The organism is Methylovirgula sp. 4M-Z18 (assembly GCF_037890675.1).
Lineage (GTDB): Bacteria > Pseudomonadota > Alphaproteobacteria > Rhizobiales > Beijerinckiaceae > 4M-Z18.
In genome coordinates, this window is the sequence record NZ_CP149574.1 from 2662296 (window position 1) to 2679719 (window position 17424).

Below are 17424 nucleotides of genomic sequence, written 5' to 3' on the forward strand. Positions count from 1 at the left end.
AGAGCGCCTTACTCCCGCTCGATCCGAATGACCTGCGGTTTCTCGGCGATATAGCCGTCCGTGACGACCTCGTCGAGCGCTTCGCGAATCAATGTCTCGGTGGTCGCATGGGTGATCAGCACCACCGGCACTTCGCCGTTCGCCGTCTGCTTCACGCCCGGCGCATGCTTCTGCATGATGCTTTCGAGCGAGATCTGCCGCTGTGCCATGCGCGTGGCAATGGCCGCCATGGCGCCGGGCCTGTCCTGCACGCTCAGGCGGATATAATAGCCGCCCTCGTGCCGCTGCATCGGAATGCGCGCTGCCTGCTCCAGTTCGAAGACCGGCAGGCCAAGCGGCGCCGAGCGGATGCCCTTGGCAATATCGGCGATATCGGCGACGACCGCCGAGGCGGTCGCCTCGCCGCCGGCGCCGGGGCCGACGAGGGTCAATTCTTTCACCGCGTCGGCATCGATCGTCACGGCATTGGTCACGCCCATCACTTGGGCGATGGCGGAGGACAGAGGCACCATGGTCGGATGCACACGCTGCTCGATGCCTTTTTTCGTGCGCTGCGCCACGCCGAGCAATTTGATGCGATAGCCGAGCTCTTCCGCCGCCTTCAGATCGGCGAGCGTGATCGACTCGATGCCTTCGACATGAATGGCATCGGCATCGATGATCGTCCCGAAGGCCAGCGAGGTAAGGATGGCCAGCTTGTGCGCGGTGTCGAAGCCGCCGATGTCGAAAGTCGGGTCGGCCTCGGCATAGCCGAGGCGCTGCGCCTCCCTGAGGCAATCCTCGAACGACAGGCCTTCCGCCTCCATGCGCGAGAGGATGTAATTGCAGGTGCCGTTCAAAATGCCGTAGACGCGCTCGATCGAATTGCCGGCAAGGCCCTCGCGCAAAGTCTTGACGATCGGAATGCCGCCGGCGACAGAGGCTTCATAGGCAAGCGCGACGTGCTTGTTCTCGGCCATTTTGGCGAGCGACAAACCGTGCTTCGCGAGCAGCGCCTTGTTGGCCGTCACCACCGGCTTGCCGGCGGCGAGCGCCGCCTCCACCGACAGGCGCGCGGAGCCCTCGTCGCCGCCGACCAGCTCGACGAAGAGGTCGATGTCGGGCGAGCCCGCCAGCGCGACCGGATCGTCGAACCAGCTTATGCCGTTCAAATCCACGCCACGGTCCGCTGCACGATTGCGGGCCGAGACCCCTGTCACGACGATCTGCCGCCCGGTGCGAATGGTCAGGGCATTCGACTGACGCTGCAAAAGACGGATAACCGACGCACCGACTGTCCCGAGACCAGCGATGCCGACACGAAGTGGCTGAACCATGAAAAACGCCTGACGTTGAAGAGAACCAACCGACCGCCCCGGAGGCCAAGACGGCCCGCCCGCGAAGCGCGCTTGTAGCCTTATTTGGTTGGGCGGATCAAGAAAAGGCATTTGGGCTCGTGCGGCGATGACCAAAATTGCGGCACCGCGCTCCCCTGCCCTGCGGAGAACATTTATAAATATTTGATTTATTTAAATAAATTCGCCTATTAGTTTGTTTTCAAAAAATTTCACAGGCGACCGATCTGCCGCGCACCAGTGAAAACACTGAGCCGCGCAGATGCTCGCTATATGTTCAACTCTGTAAAAAATCAATGCGGAACTGCGGCGAAAGCACCCGCTATGCCCCTGCGGCCGAAGAGCAAGGCCAAGCCGACGAGCGCCGCCAACCCGGCAAGAGCCAGCAACGGCAGCCTGACGCTGGCGCCTTCGGCGCTCGTGCCGACGAGATAGGCGCCAATGCCGGCCGCCAGGCGCTGCAGCATATATTGCAAGCTCATCACCCGGCCGCGCTGATCGTTGTCCACCGCGAGCTGCAACAGCGACACGGTGCCTGTCTGCCGGATCTCCCCCGCCAGCCCGGACAGCAACATCATGACGAGCGCGAGGATCAGGCCATGCACCAGCGCGAGCCCGGCGATCATCGTGCTGTAGGCGAGGAAGGCCCAAAGAACCCGCGTGGGCGTTGCGCTCCGCGCGCCACCATAGGCGAGCCACAGCGCGGAAAGCGTCGCGCCGAAGCCCGCGGCGGCGAGCAGATCGGTCATGCCCTCGACACCCATGCCAAGCTCTTGCGCCGCATAGGCCGGCAGCATCTGGCGCATCGCGGCATTCAGCGCATTGCCGAGCAGGATAACCACCATGAAGGCGAGAATGCCGCGATGGCTGACGATATAAGCAAAACCATCCACCATATCGCCCCACACCGAGCGGCCAGAGGGCTTAGGCGCCTGATAGTCTGCCGGCGTGCGCATCATCGACAAGGTGCATAAATAAAACGCATAGCCCGCCACATTGGTGGCGAATGCCGTCGCGGCGCCGAAATGCGCCATGATCCAACCGGCCAAGGCCGGCCCGGCGAAAATCGCGACTTGCGAATAGGCCGCCGCGACCGCAATCGCGGAGGAGAGGCGCTCGCGTGCGATGAAACGCGGCAGCAGACCGTAGAGGCCGGGCATTGAAAAACTATGGATCAGGCCATGGAGGAACGACAGAACGGCAAGGGCGGCAATTGTCAGCAGGCCTGAAGCCGCGAGCACGGCCAGCGCAAGCGCCTGCAGCAGCGCAAGAAAATACGTGACCTGCAAAATCCTGACACGATCCATTCGGTCCGCCAGCACGCCGCCGAACGGCAGGCACAGGAGATTGGGCAGCACGTCCAGCACGGCGATGATCGCCAGCCACCACGTGGAATGGGTCAGCTCCCACGTCGTCCAGGAGACGGCCACGATCTGCACCAGAAAGCACAGCCACGAGACGATCGCGCCAATCGAATAGAGCCGGAAATTCTGATCCGAAAATGCTTCACCGATGCCGCCGAATTGGAGCTTCATGAAAAGCCTTTCATGCCGGTAAGTCGTTCCCGCCTAAGCTACACGGCTAAAGTTCGGCGTATAGAGCCGTTTTTCGGATGGGAAGTAAGACATCGGGAGATTCTGGCCTGAGCTTTTGCGCGACGCCGCATCTACAAAGAAAGTGTGCGGCAAGTGATTTTCGCCACAACCACATCGACGGCTCTGTCGCACACTATGGACAGAGGCTTACGACCTTTGAGGAGGCTGGCCATGAGCGACATGGACGAGGTCAAGGATCGCTTATCCAAAATCGAGAAATTGCTGGAAGACATTCAGAAGCAGCTTGCCGGAGCAGGCGCAGGCACGAGCGGATCGCAGCCCGTGGTGACCGTGCCGCCAGGCACGTTTTTTGTCGTACCGCGCCGCGAACTCCGGGTTACGAGTGGAGACTCGCAAATACATACTGCGCTTAGCGATGCGGAGTTCATCGTTCTCGCCCCTGTGAAGCGCGGAAACGATCAAGCGGGACGCTGACATGACAGATTCAGTCGTTCAAAAAGCCGTCGATAGCAATTTCGCCGATGCGCGTACCTTCGCCGGGCGCATGTCCGATACCGCCAAATATATTTGGGTTGGCAGTTTTGGCTTGTTCTACACAGCCTTGATGGCGGATAAGCCGCCACTTAAGGATTTTTACGATCACAATAAGCACGCTCTGCTCATCGCCGCTGTTCTCGGCGCCATCGCCTTCGTCGCCGACGCGGCCAAAAATTATTCCGGTTTTGTATTTGCCAAGGAGCTTTACAATTTTCTTCTGACACGCGTGGCGGCATTGCCTCCCCCGGCCAATGCCGCGCAAGCGCAAGCTAACGATGCGGCAATCATGCAGGCCTATAACGCCGAGGTCGCCGCATCGAGACTGCCACCGCTCAACCAACGTTTGCTGGAGCTATCGCAAATCTGCGCGGCAATTTCTGCCGTGGTGATCCTGTTCGCTTTTGCGCGCTATCTTCACTTGTTCCGCTATCTTCACCTGTTCCCCTAATATGAATGACGGCCCGGCTTAGCTGCACGGACTTTGACCGCACATCAGGTGGAATAGAGTCAATGCAATTGCAAAAATCTCGCCCCCTCGCGCGCGTGCTCTTCTGCCGCCTGCGGCGGCAGATCATTGTCACAACACCCGCAATTGGGATGTAGCTCCAACATGCATCCTCATTTGGCGGCGAGCGTCGCAATAATGTTTTCTCGCGCCTTGCGGCCCGGCGCGAGTTTTGCCTTTACGGCGGCCAGCACCTCGGTCGGCGCGGTCTCGGGCGTGCCTGACTCGAAGGGCGGCTGCGGCGCATATTCCAGATGCAATTGCACCGCTTGCGCCGCCGCGTCGCCAAACAATTCGGCGATGACCGTGAGGCCGAAATCGATTCCCGCGGTCACGCCGCCGGCCGTGATCGTCGCGCCGTCGCGTACGACGCGCGCATTGACCGGAGTCGCGCCAAAATGCGCGAGCAAGTCGCGCGCATTCCAATGGCTTGAAGCGCGCTTGCCGCTGAGCAGTCCGGCCGCGCCGAGCACGAGCGATCCGGTGCAGACCGACGTGACATAGCGCGCTCCCGCCGCCTGCCGGCGCACGAAAGCGAGCGCCTCTTCGTCCTGCAGCAACGCATTCACGCCGGCGCCGCCCGGAACGCAGATCACATCGAGTTGCGGGCAATCGGCGAATGTGGCGGTGGGCATGAAAACAAGCCCCGTCGATGCCGTGACCGGCACCGAATCCTTCCAGACAAGATGCACGCTCACCCCGGGCGTCGAGGCAAATACTTCATAGGGCCCGGTGAGATCGAGCTGCTGCACATTCGGAAAGATCAGAAAACCCACATGGACCGTCATGCGCCATTTCTCCATCGGCTAGCATCCATTGACTTTGGCACTATAGCGTCGCTAGTTTTGGCGATTATGCTAAAGATCCCTCGTTTTCCGCCAAATCCTCGCCGGGTGGAGATCCTGGCCTTCCCCGACGTTCAGCTCCTGGACGTTGCGGGACCGCTGCAGGTGTTCGCCTCTGCCAATATGCTCGCTAAGGAGCGCGGCGAGGCGCAGCCGTACGATCCGGTGGTCGTGGCGCCGGAGCCGGTCGTCACCAGTTCGGCGCAGCTGCCCCTCGTCGCGCACCCGCTTCCCGTGCCGGATGCCCCAGTCGATACGTTCATTGTCGCCGGTGGCTTTGGTGTTCACCGCCTCTGCGCGCAGGACGAAATGCTGCGCTGGCTCCGCACGCGGGCAAAGACCGCACGGCGCACGGCGTCCGTCTGCACGGGCGCCTTCCTGCTCGGCGCGGCGGGATTGCTGGACGGCAAACCGGCGGTGACCCATTGGCGCCACTGTGCCGAATTCGCCGCGCGCTTTCCGGACGTGCGGCTTGATCCCGATCCGATTTTCGTGCGCGCAGAGAATATCTGGACATCCGCCGGCGTCACGGCGGGCATCGATCTCGCGCTTGCCCTGGTCGAGGCCGATCTCGGCCACGCGCGTGCGCTGGCCGTCGCGCGCCAATTGGTGGTGTTTCTGAAGCGTCCGGGCGGCCAGGCGCAATTTAGCGCGGCGCTCGCGTTGCAGCAGGAGGCCGCGCCTTTCGCGGCGCTGCACGCCTGGATCGCCGACCATCTCGATGACGATCTGTCGATCGGCGCACTCGCCTGCGCCGCGAAGATGAGCGAGCGCAGCTTCATGCGGCACTACCGGCAAATGACCGGGGAGACGCCTGCCCGCGGCGTCGAACGGATTCGCGTGGAATCGGCGCGGTTCATGCTGGAGCAAGACCTCGCCGTCAAGCGGGTCGCGGCCCGCTGCGGCTTCGGCTCGGAAGAGACCATGCGCCGCGCATTCTTGCGCCTGCTCAATGTGACGCCGGCGGCCTATCGCGAGCGATTCGCAGGATCGAACCGGAACGCGCGCGCTGTTCCGGCGCCAGTATGATGAATGGAATTTTCGACTGCGGCACAATGTCTTTCGTAATCGTCGTCGCGCGTTGATTAATCGTCGTCCAGCCGCTCGAACAGGCCAGGATAATCGCGCACCAATCCATGCGCATCGACATCGAACTCGGCCGCGAATGGATGATCGAGGCTTTCGTAGCGATAGCGCTTGTCCGGCTCGAGACATGTATAGGCCTGGGGCGCAGCGTAAATCGTGATGTCGGGGATGGTGATATAAGCAACGCGAATCTCGCGGCGCATTCCCTTTGCGAGTTGCAAACGGCGGATCGGCAGCGTGTTGGTGACGGGCGTCACGACGAGGTCCGCATCGATACAGCCATCGAGATGCGATAGAGGCTTGCCTTCCGACCGCCAGAGGCCCTTGCCATCGGCGGTCAAGCGCACCGCGGCGCCGCCATCCAACGTCACGATCAGGGTGCGGACGCACCAATCGGAATCGCAGGCCAAATCGAATGCCAAAGGGTGCACGCCGCCCACTTCACCAACCGCATGCCAACCGGCCGCAACGCGCGTGAGCACGACCTTTTGCCTGCCGCCGTCACCGAGCGACCGCCATCGGGCGCTTATCATGGCTTCGTCGTGGTCTGGCTGTTCAGAACGCCGCCGCTCAGTCCGCCATAGCCGCCGCCCCAATTGGTCGGCGCGTCGGGTTTGCTGGCTTTTGCCGTTACGGGGAACGCGGTCGTCTGCTGTTGCGGCGCACACGGCCGGTGATGGGCCTTGCAGCGCGAAGCGGCCCAACCGGCGGAGGCTGGTAGCATAAGCAGAATGGCGAGGACGAAGCGAAGCGACATGGGCGATTCAGCGTTCAAAACAGCTGCGACGAAAGCCAAGTGTGATGGCGCGCTATGGCCATTTTATGTTTCGCATCGGCGGAGCGGCCGCGGCTAGAACGCGCTGATGACCGTGACGCCGGTGCCCTGGAACGCGTCCATCGCCATCAGGGCCGCACCGGACTCATCGAGGGCAATTTTGCGGCCGACCAATTTTTCAGGGGCCAATTTGCGCGCGGCGATCATGCTCAGCATGGCATCATAGCGATAGGCCTGCATGCCATGGCTGCCGAGAATCTCGAGTTCGCGCCCAATAACTTTTGCCATCGGCACGGCGGAATTGGCGTGATCGCCGAGCATCAGGCCGATCTGCACATGCTTGCCGCGCTTGCGCAAATTGCTGACGGAATTGAAGCACGTCACCGGCGAACCGAGCGCATCGATCGAGACATGCGCACCGCCGCGCGAAAGATCCATCACGGCAGCAACGACATCCAGCGTTTGTTTGGCATTCACGCTCGCGCAGGCGCCGATCGTGCGCGCAAACGCGAGCTTATCGTCATCGATGTCGATGGCGATGACATTCGCGCCCGCCGCCGCGGCGATCATGATCGCCGACAGGCCGACACCGCCGCAGCCGTGCACTGCGACCCATTGTCCCGCCGACACTTTGCCTTGATCGATCACCGCGCGGAAACCGGTCGCGAAACGGCAGCCGAGGCTTGCGGCCGTCGCAAAATCCATCTCGTCGGCAAGCCGCACCAGATTCAAATCGGCCCGCTCGACCGCCACATATTGCGCGAACGAGCCCCAATGGGTGAAGCCTGGCTGGAACTGATGATCGCACACCTGCTGGTGCCCGGCATGACATTCCGCGCACGCCCCGCATCCCGCGACGAAGGGCATGGTGACGCGGTCGCCCGGCCGCCACAAACGCACCTGCTTGCCAACCGCAGCAATCACGCCGGCAAATTCGTGCCCCGGCACATGCGGCACGACGATGTCGGCATCATGCCCGACCCAGCCGTGCCAATCGCTGCGGCACAGTCCCGTCGCCTTGACCTCGATCACGACGCCGTCCGGCGCCGGTGCGGGGTCAGCGACAGTCTGCACGCGCGGCGGCGCGGAAAATTGTTCGTAGACGAGCGCGCATGGCTTATCGATCCAACAGCTTATAAGATTCCAATACAGATCAGACGATCCAGCGTGCCCTTCTCCCAGAGAGAGAAGGTGGCCGGCGAAGCCGGTCGGACGAGCGGGCTTCCTTGCGAGATTAGCCGCTACAAATGAGTGGCCAATGATGAACCCAAGGCCCCTCATCCGTCACGCTACGCGTGCCACCTTCTCCCTCTGGGAGAAGGGCGCGCTGGATCGTTGTACAAATGTCCTCAGCAGACAAGGATTCTCACGCGCCCTTCTTCATCTGCACGATATTGTGCAGCCGATCGTCGGCCGTATCGAAGAAACGGCGGATGCCGCGCGCTGCCTGGCGAATGCGCTGTTCGTTTTCGACCAACGCGAGGCGCACATAATCGTCACCGTGCTCGCCAAAGCCGATGCCCGGCGCAACCGCCACGTCGGCCTTCTCGATGAGCAGTTTCGAAAATTCGAGGCTGCCGAGATGGCGGAATTTTTCCGGCACCGGCACCCATGCGAACATCGAGGCCTGCGGCGCGGGGATTTCCCAGCCGGCTTGCGCGAAGCTCTCCACCATCACGTCGCGCCGTCGCTTGTAGGTCGCACGCATTTCCTTGATGCAATCGTCCGGGCCGTTCAGCGCCGCGGCCGCCGCCACCTGGATCGGCGTGTAAGCGCCGTAATCGAGATAGGATTTCACCCGTGCCAAAGCGGCGAGCAGGCGCTCGTTGCCGACCGCAAAGCCCATGCGCCAGCCGGCCATGGAAAACGTCTTCGACATGGAGGTGAATTCCACGGTCACATCGAAGGCGCCGTTCACCTGCAGCACGGATGGCGGCGGCTCGTCGTTGAAATAAAGTTCAGCATAGGCGAGATCGGACAGCACGAAGAGTTCGTGTTTCTTCGCGAAAGCGACGAGGTCCTTGTAGAAGTCGAGCGAAGCGACCATCGCCGTCGGATTCGACGGATAGCAGACGACGACGGCGATGGGCTTTGGAATCGAATGGACAACCGCCCGCTCGAGCGCCGTGAAGAACGACGGCGTCGGATCACACGGCACCGAGCGGATCACCCCCCCGGCCATGAGGAAGCCGAACGCATGAATCGGGTAGGACGGATTCGGCACCAGCACCACGTCGCCCGGCGCCGTGATCGCCTGCGCCATATTGGCGAAGCCTTCCTTCGAGCCGAGCGTCGCGACGACCTGGGTGTCCGGGTTCAGCTTCACGCCGAAGCGGCGGGCATAATAACTGGCTTGCGCACGGCGCAGGCCGGGAATGCCTTTGGAGGCCGAATAGCGGTCCGTGCGCGGCTTGCCGACCGTTTCGATCAGCTTGTCGGTAATATGCTTGGGCGTCGCGAGATCCGGATTGCCCATGCCAAGGTCGATGATGTCGGCGCCGGCGTTGCGCGCTGCCGCCTTGAGCCGGTTCACCTGCTCAAACACATAAGGGGGCAACCGCTTCACGCTGTGAAAATCCGACATGATCCTTTTTCCTCGAAACCGGCGGACGGCGGAAGTGCCGCAAACGCCTGATGCTGATGTATCATTCGCAGCCGCGTCGTGGGAACAGAAATTATCGCGGGCTGACCGCGCGGCCCCCACGGGGTCTTGCACAGTGGGCGAAAACAGCGCGGCTGCGCTCGATTATTGCCCGGTCGCCGGCGTTTGCGGCGGGACGTCCGGCTGCGGCTTTTTCGGCCCCTTCTTCGCGGGTGGCGGGTTGGGGTCGATGCCTTGCGCCTTTTCCTGCGCGGCGCGCGCCGCATCGAGGCTCTGTTCGAGCTGCTTGACCTGGTCGCCTTTCAGCGGCTTGACCGGATGATCCGGCGGCTTGATGCCGACGGGCATATATTGCACTTCGCTCGGCCGGCCGGCGACAACGAAGTCCTTGGGCTGCACCGGGTCCGGCAGCCAGCCGACGGCCCGCGCGGGACCGTTCAGCACGTTGGCCGGCGCATCGGGCTCGTATTTCTCCGGCGGGTGCGAGCACCCGGCCAGTCCGGCGAGCACACAAAACAAGCTCAGCCGCGCCAGATTCCGCATCGTCCATCCGCACCCGTTCCGCCGCATCCAATTGTCCCTTATCCGTCCCACTCGCCGCCGTTGTGGCCTCAATTCCGTTCAATCATGAACGAACAGCGGAATAAATCATGCCGGGCCGATTATGCCGCCCGAAGGCTTGCATGACCTTTAGCCTAGTCTAAGATAGATAGAAAGCGGTCACGGAAGCCGCGGGAAACGCTGTAGGGAACGCAGTATGGCACGCGAAACAACCAGCGCAAAAGCAACAAAGGCCGGCAAAGCCGCCGTCCCCAAAGCGGCAACCACCGGACGAGACGTGAAAGTTGAGGCCACACCGGCAAAGCCTCGGGTGCGCCGGGCGAAGACCGTCAAGACCGAGCCTGCTGTCACCGCTGCCCCGCAGCCCCAACCTGCCGCCCCTGCCCCGCAGCCCGCACCACCGCCCGAGCCGGCATCCCCGCCGCCCATCGCTGTAGCGGAGAAAAAGCCGGAGGCGACCGCGCCAAAGCCTGAAAAAGAAGCCCCGAAGACGGCCGAACAAGGCACGCCGCTGCCGGATTACGAGGCGCTCGGCCGCAATGTCGCGCGCTTTTTCGAGGAAGGCGGCCGGGTCCTGGCGGCGGCCGTCAAACCGCACCAGAGCGGCGAAACGTCCAATTCGCAGCTCACCGAGGATTTTGCCGAAGCGGCGAAGAGCATCGGCCAGGTCTTCGAATATTGGCATTCGGACCCGCAGCGCTCGTTGCAGGCCCAGGCCGACTTGCAAAATTCCTTCATCGATCTGTGGAGCTACGCCCTGCGACGCATGACCGGCGAATTGCTGGCGCCTGCGCCCGAGGCCAAGCCCGCCGACAAACGCTTCGCCGATCCGGAATGGACGCAAAATCTCTATTTCGACTTCCTGCGCCAGGCCTATCAAGTCACCAGTTCCTGGGCGGACCGAATGGTCCAGAGCGCGTCCGACCTCGACCCGCACACCAAGAACAAGGCGCATTTCTGGGTGCGGCAATTCGCCAGCGCCCTCTCGCCATCGAACTTCCCACTCACCAATCCGGAATTGCTGCGCGAGACCCTGCGCGAGAATGGCGAGAATCTGGTGCGCGGCCTGCAGCAGATGGCGCAGGATATCGACGCAGGCCGCGGCAGCCTGAAGATCACCCAGAGCGACGGTTCGAAATTCGAGCTCGGCGTCAATATGGCGGTCACGCCCGGCAAGGTGGTCTTCCGCAATGATCTCATCGAGCTCATTCAATATGCCCCGACGACCGAAAGCGTCTACAAGCGGCCACTGCTGATCGTGCCGCCGTGGATCAACAAGTTCTATATTCTCGATCTCAATCCGGAAAAGAGCTTTATCCGCTGGGCGGTCGCGCAAGGGTTGACGGTCTTCGTGGTCTCCTGGGTCAATCCCGACGAGCGGCATCGGCGCAAGAGTTTCGATTCCTATATGCAGGAAGGGATTTTCGCGGCCGTCGATGCGATCGAGGACGCGACCGGCGAAACCGACATCACAGCTATCGGCTATTGCGTCGGCGGCACCCTGCTCGCAGCGACCCTCGCCTATATGGCCGATGTCGGCGACAAGCGCATTTCCAGTGCGACATTGTTTACGACCCAGGTGGATTTTCGCGATCCGGGCGAGCTGAAAGTCTTCGTGGATGAAGACCAGATCCGGGCGATCGAAGGGCGGATGGCCGAAAAGGGCTATCTCGACGGCTCGAAGATGGCGAATGCCTTTAACATGCTCCGGCCGAACGAGTTGATCTGGTCCTATTTCGTGAACAATTACCTGAAGGGCCGCGTGCCGGGCGCCTTCGATCTCCTGACCTGGAACTCCGATTCGACGCGGATGACCGAGGCCAACCATTCCTTCTATTTGCGCAATTGCTATCTTGAGAACAATCTCACGCGCGGCCGCATGGTGATGGGCGGACACACGCTGGATTTGGGCAAGGTCACGATTCCGATCTACGATCTCGCCACCAAGGAAGATCACATCGCTCCGGCGAAGTCCGTGTTCATCGGCGCGCAATATTTCGGCGGTCCGGTGCGTTACGTGCTGGCGGGATCAGGCCACATCGCCGGCGTCGTGAACCCGGTCGGAAAACCGAAATATCAATATTGGATCGGACCGCAGCCCGCCGGCGAATTCGGCGAGTGGATGAAACAGGCGAGCGAACATCCCGGCACGTGGTGGGTCGATTGGATCGAGTGGGTGACCGGCCAAGCGCCGGAGAAAGTCGCGCCGCGGACGCCGGGGGAAGGCAAGCTCAAGCCTTTGGCCGATGCACCCGGAACATATGTCCGAGTCAGGGCTTAGAACCGATCCTTCACGCATTTTATCAAAACAAAACCCGGGCCAAGCCCGGGTTTTTCATGCGCATCCGAGTTAAGTCGGACGCGCCGATCGATGCGTCACCTCAATATTTCGCCGTCTTGGGCGCCACGCCGGTGACGACCTTCGGATCATCCCAGCGATAGGTCAAGCCAACCGCGACGATATCGAGATGGGCCTTCGTCTCGCCCTGGAACGTCGGCAAGAAGGTGATCAAATAGGCCGGGTTGCCTGGGCCGATATTGATCTTTGCGCCCCCCGCCTTGAACGCGTGGGCATAGGACACGTCCAGCGACAGCTTGTTGTTGACGGCATAGGAAGCGCCGATCGATGTCCAAAGGCGATCGACGTCGGGCAGGCGTACGCTGCGCACTGCATCGTCGATCGGCGATTTTTCATAGCCCAGGCCGGCCCGCAGCTTGAGCTGGTCGTTCCACCGGTATTCGCCGCCGATCGAAGCAAGCCAGCTATTGTTATATCTGAAGCCGAGCGTGGTCAGCGTGGTGCCATTGGGCACGCTGGCAAACTGCGAGTTGGCGATGGTCACCGGGAACGAATTGAACAGCTTCCAGTGCGTCCAATCGAAACCGGCCAGTGCGGTGAAATCGTTGGTGATCCGTTGCCGCAGGCCGAGCGTTACCTCATCCGGCAAAGTCACGTTGCTCTTGACGCTGGCGTCGGCGATTCCGACCGGGGCGCCGATCAGGAAAAACGGAAAGCCCTTGATCGAGCCCTTGAGATCCTGCTTCACCTGACTGCGATAACCGATACCGATTTCGGTGCCGTCAAACGGCTTGAGGGTCACGCCGGCGGTGGCTCCTACCCCCCAGCTATGACCGTTCAAATCGACGCTCGGCGCACCGTAGGTGGTGCCAAGGGCCTGGGTCAGACGGACTGAAAAACGCTCGATCTGCAGGCCCACGGCCACCGAGATCATATCGTTGATCTTCCAACCAATGGTCGGCGAAAAATCCTCGGAGCGGACCTTCGAAGTGCGGCCATACAATTGACCCGCCCAATTCGGCCCTCCCTTGGTGGTGAGGCCGAAGGGCGTATTCGTCGCCAGGCCAAACCAGAACGAATCATTGAACTGATAGCTGGAATAGGACGCGGGGAGGTAGCCGTCTCTGGCAACATTCGAGCCTGCCGTCGATGCGCCCGGGCCAAGTCCGCTCACGGTTTTCGCCGAGGGTGTCACGCTGGCGTAGGGAAAAATGCCGCTCAGGGATATCGAGCTTTGCAGCCCGGGATTGTCGGTAATCGTCGCAGGGTTCCAGAACATCGACGAAAGACCGGCACTGCCGGCCGCCACACCAGCATAGCTAACGCCCGTGCCGGCCGCGCCCTGTTCATGCAGCCCAAAACTGCCCGCCTGCGCCGAGCTTGCGGCCACTGCCAGAGCAATCGTCCCGGCACCCACCAAAAGAAAGGACTTAAAAGATCCGGCCATAGTACCCTCGTTCTTATTGGCCCAAATTCAGATGGCCATTTCCTCACCCAGGCGACGCTTCGCCGCATTGATGACAAAGTTGTAAACCTGAGCGGGAGGGCAGCGCAACCCGTCCAAACCGCGGCGCGCTCGCGATACTGACGCTGGAATGAGCGGAAATTTACTCAAAATGCGCATATATGATCGATATTTTTCAAAATTTGCTCAGAACTGGCCGACAAACATATTGTTTACATCAAAACTATCTCATCGAGAGGCGAAAAAACTTGCGGCTTGATTGTGGCGATTTCGGACGAATTTCATCACATTTCGCCCGTCCGTGACTTTTGCAACACACTCCATTTGCCCTCAAACGGTCTGGCAACAGCTGTGCCGCACCCCATCAGCGCCGATCCGACTCAATTTCGTCCCCCACCCTTGCGCCCGCGACGAAATGCTAGCATTAGAGGAAAATCGAAAGCACAGGCTTGGGAGGCCATCATGAAACTCGTGCGCTATGGAAAACTTGGCAAGGAAAAGCCTGGCCTGATCGACGCCGAGGGTAAGATTCGCGACATCAGCCATCTGGTGGACGATATTGCCGGACCGGCCTTAAGCCCCAAGAGTCTCGCCAAGATCGCCAAGGCCAAGCCGGCGAAGCTGCCGCTCGTGCGCGGCAACCCGCGGATCGGCGCCTGCGTCGGCGATGTCGGCAATTTCATCGCCGTCGGCCTGAATTTCGCCGACCATGCCGCCGAAACCGGCGCGCCGATTCCAAAGGAACCGATTCTGTTCAACAAGGCCCCGAGCTGTATTCAAGGCCCGAATGACGACGTGATGCTGCCTAAGGGATCGAAAAAGACCGATTGGGAGGTGGAACTCGCGATCGTCATCGGCTCGCAGGCTTCCTATGTCGCCGAACGCGACGCCCTGAAATATGTCGCCGGCCTGTGTGTTTGCCACGACGTGTCCGAACGCGAATTTCAGATCGAGCGTGGCGGCCAATGGATGAAGGGCAAGGGCTGCCCGACCTTCGGCCCACTCGGCCCCTGGCTGGTGACGCTCGATGAAATCAAGAACGCCCAGAACCTGGACATGTGGCTCGACGTCAACGGCGAGCGCATGCAGACCGGCTCGACGAAGACGATGATCTTCAACGTCAAGCAGCTGGTCTCCTACATTTCGCATTTCATGATTCTGCAACCGGGCGATGTCATCACCACCGGTACGCCGCCGGGCGTCGGCCTCGGCATGAAGCCGCCGCGCTATCTCAAGGCGGGCGACACGGTGTCACTCGGCATCCAGGGCCTCGGCAGCCAGGCCCAGAGGGTCGTGGCCTTTAAAAAGGGTTGAGGTGTACGAAACGCGGCCCCAAACCGGATCGCCCCGGTTTGGGGTTAAGTTTATGCGGTTGATTTTACAGCCCGAGCATCAACCGCAAGTTTTGCACTGCTGCGCCGGACGCGCCCTTGCCGAGATTGTCGAGCTTGGCGATGAGAACCGCCTGGCCATGCGCCGGCTGGCCGAAGACCCGCAATTCCATGTTGTTGGTGTCGTTGAGCGATTGCGGCTCAAGCTTGGTCTCGCCGTTCGTCGGCACGACATGCACGTATTCGCTGCCCTTGTAATGGGCGGCCAGAGCCGCTTCGAGATCGGCGGCTGACACGTTACTCGGCAGCGCGCTCAAATGCAGGGGAATGCTCACCAGCATGCCTTGCCGGAAATCGCCGACCGAAGGAACGAAGATCGGCCGCCTGACCAGCTTGGAATAGGCGATGATCTCGGGAATGTGCTTGTGCTCAAGGCCAAGCGCGTAGAGTTCGAAATCCGGCGCGGTCCGAGCCTCATAGGCCTCGATCATCGTCTTGCCGCCGCCGGAATAACCGGAAACCGCATTGATCGTCAGGGGCTGGTCGGCCGGAACCAATCCCGTATCGACCAGCGGCCGCAGCAAGGCGATGGCGCCGGTGGCGTAGCAGCCAGGATTGGCGACAAATTGCGCCGCGGCGATCGCCTGGTCCTGGCCGGCCGTGAGTTCCGGGAAACCGAACACCCAGCCCGGCGCAACCCGGTGCGCGGTCGAAGCGTCAAGCACTTTGGGGGCCTTGTCGCCCATGGCCGTCACGGCGGCGACAGTCTCCTTGGCCGCAGCATCGGGCAAACAGAGAATGACGAGATCCACCTCGGCCATCAGCGCGGCCTTGGCGGCGGCGTCCTTGCGCAATTCCGGTGCGATGCTCCGCACTTCGACGCCGGGCATGTCGGCAAGCCGGTCGCGAATGCCCAGGCCCGTGGTGCCCGCTTCGCCGTCAATGAAGATTTTCTTGGTCATGGTCGAATCCTATGCTGGGACATAAAAAAACCGCGCTCCATGGCGCGGTGATGACATGCGTTGAAAAGACTCAACGGCTATCGTCGCGCGCGCTTCTGCGAGGTGCGGCGTCGGGTCGGCAAAGAATTCGTGCTGGACGTCATCATCCGCGCTACATGGCGCGTGCAGCGCCCCCTGTCAAGATGCCGCGCATTCCTGAAAAAAGAAACGCGCGGCATCCACTCAATGTCCGTTCCGCCCGCCTCTTACTGGTTGGCGGCTGCGTTCAAATCGACCCGATTGAGCACATCCATCGGATTGCCGCTCTGGGCGATCTCGGCGAAAGGCAATGCACCTTCCTTTGCCTTGATCGAGACGTTGAGCGATTTCGGTTGCGCGATAAACGTGCTGAGCGCCTGGCCCAGTTTCACGGCGTCGGGCGAGCCGCCCATCATCATCGGCAGCATTTTCTGCGCCATGGTGCCCAATTGCTTCTTCAAATCGTCCGGCGATTTACCCTGCTGCTGCGCGGCAAAAACGATCGCTTTGTCAAAGAGGCCGTTGTTGACGAAGTTCAGCGTCAGGTCCGAGAAATCGCCCGAGGCCAGCGCCAGCTTGCGGGTGTCTTCGTCACCGTCGAACAGGAAATGATCGATATTGCCGAGATTGGCCTTCAGGCTGAGCGTGCCGGCGTTCGGGCCGCTGACAGTCAACTCGTCGATTGAGAGCTTTTTGGTCGCAGGATCGTAGGATTCGGCGGTCTTCAGCGAGAACTCAATCTTGTCATAGCCGAACTTGCTCATCTGCTGCGCGCCCGGATCGTCTTTCGGCGGCGTCAGAACGACGCTCGCTACCGTCAATTGGCCGGAGCGGAACACTGCGCCGTCGACCGTGTTGGCCATGTCGACTTGGCCGATCTTGACATTGAGCATGTTGCCGCCCGGCGTCTTGGCGGTAACATCCTTCTGCGCGGCCGTGATGTCCGCCCCGCCCCAGGACAACTTGCGGATCGCCAGACCGCTGCCGGCCTTGGCCTGATGGGTCGTGGCCGCAAGGATGCTGGCAAGGTCGACGCCTTCGGCCGTCAGCGGCTGTGCCTTCAACGCGAAGCCGTCGGAACCCGAGCCGTCAGCGCCCGCGATCGTCAGATTTGCGATGACGCCCTTGTCGACATTGCTGGCGATGAAATCATGGACGATGGTCTTGCCATCCTTGCCGTCGATCGTCGTCTCGGGAATAAGGATTTTCGACGCCTGCAATTTTGCCAGAAGCGGCGCCCTATCCTCGGGCTTGGTATCGCTCGAGAACAATTTCGTCACGTCGTCTTGGCTCAAATTGGTGTTCTGGAATTCGATATGTTTATACGTGACAGTCGTATCGTTGTCCTTACCCTTGATGGTCACATTATCCAGCGCGACATTGGCCGTCTGAGCCTGGGCGGCACTGACGAACACCGTGCCGTGATGATCAACGCCCGCCATCAGGACGACGGCTAAAGCCACGCCCGAAAGGGCGGCAACACGAAAGCGTGACATGCGATTTTCCTTGCCTCAGATGAATGGGTCTGTTCGTCTACACCGAAACGGC

16 protein-coding genes are annotated in these 17424 nt (G+C 61.3%); 5 read left to right on the forward strand and 11 right to left on the reverse strand.

Annotated features, from left to right (window positions below; translation table 11 throughout):
- Positions 1-8: 8 nt before the first annotated feature.
- A complete protein-coding gene (locus V9T28_RS12355) occupies positions 9-1316 on the reverse strand; it encodes a homoserine dehydrogenase (protein ID WP_116399243.1) in 1308 nt (435 codons plus the stop codon).
- A gap of 311 nt (positions 1317-1627) precedes the next feature.
- Positions 1628-2869 carry an MFS transporter gene (locus tag V9T28_RS12360; protein ID WP_116399244.1) on the reverse strand — a complete coding sequence of 414 codons (1242 nt, stop codon included), beginning with the start codon at positions 2867-2869 and terminating at the stop codon, positions 1628-1630.
- A gap of 231 nt (positions 2870-3100) precedes the next feature.
- Here V9T28_RS12360 and V9T28_RS12365 point away from each other — a divergent pair, with 231 nt between their 5' ends.
- Both V9T28_RS12365 and V9T28_RS12370 read left to right on the forward strand, forming a co-directional pair.
- Positions 3101-3364, forward strand: a complete 264-nt coding sequence (locus V9T28_RS12365; RefSeq protein ID WP_116399245.1) for a hypothetical protein — start codon at positions 3101-3103, stop codon at positions 3362-3364.
- A 1-nt stretch (position 3365) separates the two neighbouring features.
- Positions 3366-3875 carry a hypothetical protein gene (locus tag V9T28_RS12370; protein ID WP_116399246.1) on the forward strand — a complete coding sequence of 170 codons (510 nt, stop codon included), beginning with the start codon at positions 3366-3368 and terminating at the stop codon, positions 3873-3875.
- A gap of 170 nt (positions 3876-4045) precedes the next feature.
- Here the strand turns inward: V9T28_RS12370 and V9T28_RS12375 are convergent, their stop codons facing one another.
- The gene (locus tag V9T28_RS12375) at positions 4046-4720 is read right to left on the reverse strand and encodes a DJ-1/PfpI family protein (protein WP_116399247.1); all 675 of its coding nucleotides are present in this window, start codon (positions 4718-4720) and stop codon (positions 4046-4048) included.
- A 66-nt stretch (positions 4721-4786) separates the two neighbouring features.
- Between V9T28_RS12375 and V9T28_RS12380 the strand changes: the two genes are divergently transcribed.
- On the forward strand, positions 4787-5806 hold the full coding sequence (locus V9T28_RS12380; RefSeq protein ID WP_116399248.1) for a GlxA family transcriptional regulator: 1020 nt from the start codon (positions 4787-4789) through the stop codon (positions 5804-5806).
- Between the two features lie 56 nt (positions 5807-5862).
- Here the strand turns inward: V9T28_RS12380 and V9T28_RS12385 are convergent, their stop codons facing one another.
- The 5 genes from V9T28_RS12385 to V9T28_RS12405 form a co-directional block, all read right to left on the reverse strand.
- On the reverse strand, positions 5863-6396 hold the full coding sequence (locus V9T28_RS12385; RefSeq protein WP_116399249.1) for a putative glycolipid-binding domain-containing protein: 534 nt from the start codon (positions 6394-6396) through the stop codon (positions 5863-5865).
- The gene (locus V9T28_RS12390; protein ID WP_147306388.1) at positions 6393-6620 is read right to left on the reverse strand and encodes a hypothetical protein; all 228 of its coding nucleotides are present in this window, start codon (positions 6618-6620) and stop codon (positions 6393-6395) included. The genes V9T28_RS12385 and V9T28_RS12390 overlap by 4 nt, the downstream gene beginning before the upstream one ends.
- A 93-nt stretch (positions 6621-6713) precedes the next feature.
- The gene (locus tag V9T28_RS12395) at positions 6714-7763 is read right to left on the reverse strand and encodes a zinc-dependent alcohol dehydrogenase family protein (RefSeq protein ID WP_245423996.1); all 1050 of its coding nucleotides are present in this window, start codon (positions 7761-7763) and stop codon (positions 6714-6716) included.
- Between the two features lie 241 nt (positions 7764-8004).
- A complete protein-coding gene (locus V9T28_RS12400; protein WP_116399252.1) occupies positions 8005-9222 on the reverse strand; it encodes an LL-diaminopimelate aminotransferase in 1218 nt (405 codons plus the stop codon).
- A gap of 162 nt (positions 9223-9384) precedes the next feature.
- Positions 9385-9783 (reverse strand): hypothetical protein, encoded by a 399-nt coding sequence (locus tag V9T28_RS12405; RefSeq protein WP_116399253.1) that lies wholly within the window; start codon positions 9781-9783, stop codon positions 9385-9387.
- Between the two features lie 214 nt (positions 9784-9997).
- On the opposite strand from V9T28_RS12405, the gene V9T28_RS12410 reads away from it, so the two are divergent.
- Positions 9998-12082 (forward strand): PHA/PHB synthase family protein, encoded by a 2085-nt coding sequence (locus V9T28_RS12410; protein ID WP_199499968.1) that lies wholly within the window; start codon positions 9998-10000, stop codon positions 12080-12082.
- A 100-nt stretch (positions 12083-12182) separates the two neighbouring features.
- Here the strand turns inward: V9T28_RS12410 and V9T28_RS12415 are convergent, their stop codons facing one another.
- Positions 12183-13547: an OmpP1/FadL family transporter gene (locus V9T28_RS12415; protein WP_116399254.1), complete on the reverse strand. Its 1365-nt coding sequence runs from the start codon at positions 13545-13547 to the stop codon at positions 12183-12185.
- Between the two features lie 480 nt (positions 13548-14027).
- On the opposite strand from V9T28_RS12415, the gene V9T28_RS12420 reads away from it, so the two are divergent.
- Positions 14028-14879: a fumarylacetoacetate hydrolase family protein gene (locus V9T28_RS12420; RefSeq protein WP_116399255.1), complete on the forward strand. Its 852-nt coding sequence runs from the start codon at positions 14028-14030 to the stop codon at positions 14877-14879.
- Positions 14880-14943: 64 nt separating this feature from the next.
- Here the strand turns inward: V9T28_RS12420 and argC are convergent, their stop codons facing one another.
- Complete coding sequence (gene argC, locus V9T28_RS12425) at positions 14944-15858, reverse strand: N-acetyl-gamma-glutamyl-phosphate reductase (protein ID WP_116399256.1); 915 nt, start codon at positions 15856-15858, stop codon at positions 14944-14946.
- A 245-nt stretch (positions 15859-16103) separates the two neighbouring features.
- On the reverse strand, positions 16104-17372 hold the full coding sequence (locus V9T28_RS12430; protein WP_116399257.1) for a hypothetical protein: 1269 nt from the start codon (positions 17370-17372) through the stop codon (positions 16104-16106).
- Between the last annotated feature and the right edge of the window lie 52 nt (positions 17373-17424).